This is a genomic window from uncultured Bifidobacterium sp., assembly GCF_963540075.1.
GTDB lineage: Bacteria > Actinomycetota > Actinomycetes > Actinomycetales > Bifidobacteriaceae > Bifidobacterium.
Genome location: NZ_CAUTOG010000061.1, coordinates 1 through 5,727 on the forward strand (window position 1 = coordinate 1; position 5,727 = coordinate 5,727).

Below are 5,727 nucleotides of genomic sequence, written 5' to 3' on the forward strand. Positions count from 1 at the left end.
CTCGTCATCAGCCAGGACAGACGGGCTGAATCCTCATCCTCGGGAAGCGCGATCGTCCCCGTGACCTCGTAGTCCACGGGAACGTCGCTTTCGATGCAGTAGTACTTGCGTCCTTCGCCGTCGATGGCCACGGCCCCCTCCACAAGCCGCCCTTCGTCGGTGTCGTATTCCAGAACATAGCCGTCAAGCAGAACCGTCGGCGTCAGCTCGAGGGTCTCCGCCCGTGCCGGCGCGGTCAGAGCCGCCGACGTCAGAACGGCGACCGCCGCCGTGACCATGACGATCAGGGCGGCGGCGAATCGTTGCGCGAGTGGGGTCATGATGGGTCCTTTCCCGGGACGGAATCCTTCCTCCTCTCCACATCACGACGCGTGGAGGGATCCCCCGAGGCTTGCACGGCTTTGGAGGGAAAATCCAGCGGGACGAAGGACGGTGGTCGCGGGCACGTCAATAGGCGACGCCCCGGCATGGTCGGAGGAGCCCGCGGTCGGGATCGCACACCGGACCAGAAGACGTCGGACGAACTGGCCGACGTCACCCCCGACATCCGCGCACCACCCCTCGGCGAACGTGACCGGCTCCTTCGTCTCATACGTCGTCCCCGACGTCCGCGGACCACCCATCCGCCGGCGAGTATTCTGGGAAAAGCTGACCTCAACCTCATAAGGAGACCGATATGGCAGAAACCTTCAACGTCGTGGTCGAGATTCCTCGCGGATCCAAGAACAAGTACGAGGTGGACCACGACAGCGGACGCGTGTTCCTCGACCGCACGCTGTTCACGGCGATGGGGTATCCGGATGACTACGGATACATCGACGGCACGCTGGGCGAGGACGGGGATCCGCTCGACGCCCTGGTGATGATCCCGAACTCGGTGTTCCCCGGCTGCGTCGTCACATGCCGCGCGGTCGGCCTGTACCACATGGTCGACGAGGCCGGCGGGGACGACAAGGTGCTGTGCGTACCGGCGGACGTGCGCTTCGATGACGTCAAGGACATCGACGACGTGAACGAATACCACAAGGCGGAGATCAAGCACTTCTTCGAGCAGTACAAGGCACTGGAGCCCGGCAAGGAGGTCAAGCCCGGCGACTTCTGGACGGGAGCCGCCCAGGCCGAGAAGGAGATCGTCGCCGCGCGCGAGCGTCTGGCGAAGTCCGGCGAGTGACTTCGTTCCTGAGGAGCGATTCTCCCAGGTAATGCGAAGGGCCCGTCCGCATCATCATGCGGACGGGCCCTTCCATATTCACCGGTATTCACCAGGACGGTCATGATCGTCCCGCCGGCGCAGGGCGGGCTATCAGAGCACGGGCAGCAGCACGACCAGAAGATAGACGACGTATCCCGTCATCAGCACGGGCAGCAGGGCCACGCCGACCCAGGGAAGTCTGGCCGCCGGGTCCGGATCGGCATCCGCCCACCAGACGCAGGACAGCACGGAGGCGACGACAAGCACCACGACGAGGACGATCAGAAGAAAGGCCTTTCGGCCGCCCGTCCCCCACGGCATCAAATCAGGCAGGAAAAGCCATCCGGCCGCACCGATCAGAGCCACCGCGCTCGTGATGCTATGCGATAACGACCGGACAAGATGCGCTCGGCTCACGCGTACCATCTGACGGCCGAAAGAGACCACGACCGTCGCCACCAGCAGCACGGCGACGACGACCGACCACACGGAGACGGCGGACCATCCGCGGACGATCATCAGCGAGGACAGGTCATTCGATTTCGGGGTACCGGAGGAGACCATGGCCGCAGCGGCCACAAGCAGGGAGGCGAGTCCCACCGCCGCACCGAGCACGCGATCGGCGACGCCTCCGCGGAAGGGCCAGAGGACGAGAAAGACAAGAGCCACGACCGCCACGACCGCCATGGGGATGACGGTTCCCGCGGTCGCGCCGCAGACGAGCAGGACCAGGAACGCGAGAAACTGGACGATGACGACGGAGACCATCGCCAGCGAATCCGTTCTGCGCATGGGCGACCGCCCTGATTTCTCCGACACCACCGGCTGCCCCGACGTCATCCGCGCCTCCCGTCATCGATCCGTCCGTCCCGCGCCTCACCGCGCCGGACGGTCTCCAATCTACCCGCCCGAACGGCGTGGGCGCCTCCGACCGCCGGGAGATCCTCACCATGCGGCGCGGTACCCCGTTTCGTCCACTGTCCACAACCCGCGGATACAATGGCGTCGGCTCGGCACATGGGCGACCCTCCGGGGCCTTGTGGTCTCAGGCCCGTACAGGCCGACCTTCCGCGATGGAGGAACGACGTGACTGATCTGACGTTGATGACGTTCGCCGGCGACCCCGCCACCGTGCTGCCGTCCCTCGCCCTCCTGTCGCATCGCGTGCGCGTGCTTCCCATGGATGCCGCAAGCCTCGTGAAGATGCCGGAGAACACCATCCTCTTCCTCGACGCCCGCGACGACCTCGCCACCGCGAAAACCCTCTGCCGTCTCATCCACGCCTCGGGGCTGTCCACTCCCATCGTCCTCATCCTCACCGAGGGCGGTTTCACCGTGGTCAACTCCTCCTGGGGCATCGCCGACGTCATCGTCTCCAGCGCCTCCCCCGCGGAGGTCGAGGGACGTCTGCGACTCGTCTCCGAGCGGGGGAACGCCCCCGTCGCCCCCTCCGCGAGCGGTTCCGAGGATGCGGCCCCGGCTCCCGAGGACGGCCAGATCCGGTCCGGCGACCTCGTGGTGGACACCAACGGCTACACCGCCAGCCTGCACGGGCAGCCCATCGACCTGGCCTTCAAGGAATTCGAACTGCTCAAGTATCTCGTCCAGCATCCCGGACGGGTCTTCACCCGCGCCCAGCTGCTCCAGGAGGTATGGGGATACGACTATTACGGCGGCACGCGTACCGTCGACGTCCACATCCGCCGTCTGAGAGCCAAGCTCGGCGGCGAGTACGAGCATCTCATCGGAACCGTCCGCAACGTCGGATACCGCTTCGACCCGCCCAACGACGAGCGCGACGCCGGCGCCGCCAGGGCGAGCGCCGCACGCTCGTCCGCGGGGCGCGCCGAGGACTGAACCCCCTCATGCCCCGCGAATCACGCAAGGCCCGCTTGGACCGGATGCACGAGGAGTACGCCCTCCTGTGCGCAGAGTTCCCGAATGTGGTCTGCGCTCTCCATTTCGATACGCCCTTCCAGCTTCTCGTCGCCACGATCCTGAGCGCCCAGACCACCGACCGACGGGTGAACACGGTGACTCCCGGGCTCTTCCGCCGATGGCCCACGCCGGAGTCGCTGGCACACGCCAGCCCTGAGGACGTGGAGGACGTCATCCATCCTCTGGGGTTCTTCCACGCCAAGACGAGGAACCTTCTGGCCATGGCGGCGAAGCTCGTCGCAGACTTCGACGGCGTCGTCCCCCCGGACATGGATTCCCTTACGTCCCTGCCGGGCGTGGGGCGCAAGACGGCCAACGTGGTACTCGGCAACGCCTTCGCAATCCCCGGATTCCCCGTGGACACTCATGTGATCCGTGTGACCCGGCGTCTGCGATGGCGGACCGCCCGCCCCGGGGCCACGCCCGATCCGGTGGCCATCGAACGCGAGATCACCGCCGGCTTCCCTCCCGAGGAATGGACCGACCTGTCGCACAGGCTCATCCTCCTCGGCCGCGGATACTGTCACGCGCGGGTCCCCGACTGCGCCTCGTGCCCTCTCCGCGACAGCTGTCCATCGGCCGGTTCGTATCTCCGGTCCCGGAAATCCGGCAACCGCGCGGCACGAGGATAGACTCGACGGCATGGGAGCACGGCATACGAATCACGGATCGCTTCGTCGATGGGGCATCTTCCTCGCCCTCGCCACAGCCCTTCTCGCCCTGGTGTGGGCGGGATGGACCTTCGTCTCCTCGAGGGGCGGCCTCGTCACCACGACGTCGCTCGACCGCTCCCCCCGAATCTCCATAGGACTTCTGAACGCTCCCGACTCCCTGGACATCCGCACGAACGACTCCGACGCGGTCGAACGGGCTCTTCTCGGCAACGTCTACGAGACCCTGACGACCCGCACACAGAAGAACACCATCACCTCCGGCCTGGCGCGACGCTGGACCACGTCCTCGGACGCCCTCACCTACGTTCTCACGCTGCGTGACGGCCTGCGCTTCTCCAACGGCGACGCACTGGACTCCGATGACGTCGTCTGGTCCCTTCAGCGCATCATCACCAGGAAGTACGTCGACTCCGACGGACTCGACGCCCTGAAGTCCGTCACGGCGTCGAACGCCCGCACCGTGACGCTCACGCTGTCCAAGCCCGATCCCACGCTGCTGCGCACCCTGTCAGGCCGCGCGGGAATCGTCTACGACCGGAACGCGGACATCGACTACGCCACGACAGCCCTGGGATCGGGACCCTTCACGGTCGGACGCTTCACGGCAAGGTCCTCGCTCACGCTGCTGCGCAACGCCGACTACTGGGGATCACGGGCCGACGCCTCCCAGATCACGCTGAGGTACTACTCGGACGACGCCGGTCTCGCCGCCGCCCTCACGAGCGACGACATCGACATGGCCCTGCCCTCCTCCGCCCTCGAGTCCGACCGCTACGCCTCGCTGTCCGGGACGAGAACCGTCTACGGAGAGACGACGTCCAAAACCCTTCTGGCCTTCAACACCGGCGCCGACTCCCTGTTCTCCGACGAACGGGTGCGCACCTCGACGCGGTACTTCATCGACACCGCCGCCATCGCGAAGCAGCAGAAGGACGCCTATGCCCCCCTCGGCGGACCGATAAGCCCCCTGGAGCCCGGATACGCGGACCTCACCGGCCTCTACCCCTATGACGTCGCGAAGGGACAGTCGCTGATCGGATTCTTCGCGCTCCACTATCTGGGCACCGCGACCATCCTCACGCCCAGCCGGTACTCCTCCCTGGCGGACACCCTGGTGACCGAACTGTCCAAAAACAACCGCTACGAGGTGACCAAGCAGGTCGTCGACGACGCCACCCTGGCCAGACGCATGACGAGCGGGGACTACACCATGGCCATCATCACCATGGACGACACGGGCGACGCCTCGCGGTTCGCCTCCGGCGACTCGGTGTTCCGCTATGAGAACTCGGACGCCCAGAGCGCCTACGACCAGGCCATGTCCTCCACCACCGACGCAGCCTATCGGAGTCATCTGAAGGACTTCGCCTCCATCGTCAGCAAGGACGCGGCCAGCGCCTGGCTGTACACGCGACGCAACATCGTCGTCGTCCGCGACGGAACGACGGGATACCCGACGAACATGACCGACCAGATGCTTCCGCTCGCCCGGCTCTCCGACTAGAGGGGTCCGACGGAAGGGACGGGGAGGGACGGTCCGTGGCCGAGGCCTTGTCACCTGCGGTTTCTAGACTTGCCGATATGACTGAACAGGGCAAGGACAGCTCCATCATCGCCCATCTGACTCCGCTTCCCGACAGGGTCGGGGTCGACGGCCTCGAGGACAAATGGCGCGGCGTCTGGGAGGACTCCGGCATCTACCGCTTCCGCAACACCCGCGACCGCAGGGCCGTGTACTCGATCGACACCCCTCCGCCCACGGTGTCCGGGCATCTGCACGTCGGGCACGTGTTCTCCTACACGCATACGGACGTCATCGCCCGCTACAAGCGCATGCGCGGATACGACGTCTTCTATCCCATGGGCTGGGACGACAACGGCCTGCCCACCGAAAGACGCGTCCAGAACTACTACGGCGTGCGC

General features: G+C 66.1%; 6 protein-coding genes and 1 pseudogene. 5 read left to right on the plus strand and 2 right to left on the minus strand.

Annotated elements, in window-relative coordinates:
* Positions 1–320 (minus strand): annotated as a pseudogene (locus tag RWX87_RS06270) (hypothetical protein); the annotation flags it as partial.
* Positions 321–676: 356 nt separating this feature from the next.
* Here RWX87_RS06270 and RWX87_RS06275 point away from each other — a divergent pair.
* Positions 677–1,171 carry an inorganic diphosphatase gene (locus RWX87_RS06275; RefSeq protein ID WP_314688708.1) on the plus strand — a complete coding sequence of 165 codons (495 nt, stop codon included), beginning with the start codon at positions 677–679 and terminating at the stop codon, positions 1,169–1,171.
* A gap of 132 nt (positions 1,172–1,303) precedes the next feature.
* On the opposite strand, the gene RWX87_RS06280 is transcribed toward RWX87_RS06275, so the two are convergent.
* Complete coding sequence (locus RWX87_RS06280; RefSeq protein WP_314688710.1) at positions 1,304–2,032, minus strand: hypothetical protein; 729 nt, start codon at positions 2,030–2,032, stop codon at positions 1,304–1,306.
* A gap of 264 nt (positions 2,033–2,296) precedes the next feature.
* Here RWX87_RS06280 and RWX87_RS06285 point away from each other — a divergent pair, with 264 nt between their 5' ends.
* The 4 genes from RWX87_RS06285 to RWX87_RS06300 all read left to right on the plus strand — a co-directional run.
* On the plus strand, positions 2,297–3,049 hold the full coding sequence (locus RWX87_RS06285) for a response regulator transcription factor (protein WP_314688715.1): 753 nt from the start codon (positions 2,297–2,299) through the stop codon (positions 3,047–3,049).
* Positions 3,050–3,057: 8 nt separating this feature from the next.
* Entirely contained in the window at positions 3,058–3,762 is a 705-nt protein-coding gene (nth, locus tag RWX87_RS06290; RefSeq protein WP_314688712.1) for an endonuclease III, read from the plus strand.
* Between the two features lie 10 nt (positions 3,763–3,772).
* Positions 3,773–5,308, plus strand: coding sequence for an ABC transporter substrate-binding protein (locus RWX87_RS06295; RefSeq protein ID WP_314688714.1), 1,536 nt, complete (start codon positions 3,773–3,775; stop codon positions 5,306–5,308).
* A 77-nt stretch (positions 5,309–5,385) separates the two neighbouring features.
* A partial coding sequence (locus RWX87_RS06300) for a class I tRNA ligase family protein (protein WP_314688716.1) occupies positions 5,386–5,727 on the plus strand: 342 nt, incomplete at its 3' end.

Coding starts and splice junctions, on each gene's coding strand:
- RWX87_RS06275 (WP_314688708.1), top strand. CDS start 677: ATGGCAGAAACCTTCAACGTCGTGGTCGAGATTCCTCGCGGATCCAAG.
- RWX87_RS06285 (WP_314688715.1), top strand. CDS start 2,297: ATGACGTTCGCCGGCGACCCCGCCACCGTGCTGCCGTCCCTCGCCCTC.
- RWX87_RS06280 (WP_314688710.1), bottom strand. CDS start 2,032: ATGACGTCGGGGCAGCCGGTGGTGTCGGAGAAATCAGGGCGGTCGCCC.
- RWX87_RS06295 (WP_314688714.1), top strand. CDS start 3,773: ATGGGAGCACGGCATACGAATCACGGATCGCTTCGTCGATGGGGCATC.
- nth (WP_314688712.1), top strand. CDS start 3,058: ATGCCCCGCGAATCACGCAAGGCCCGCTTGGACCGGATGCACGAGGAG.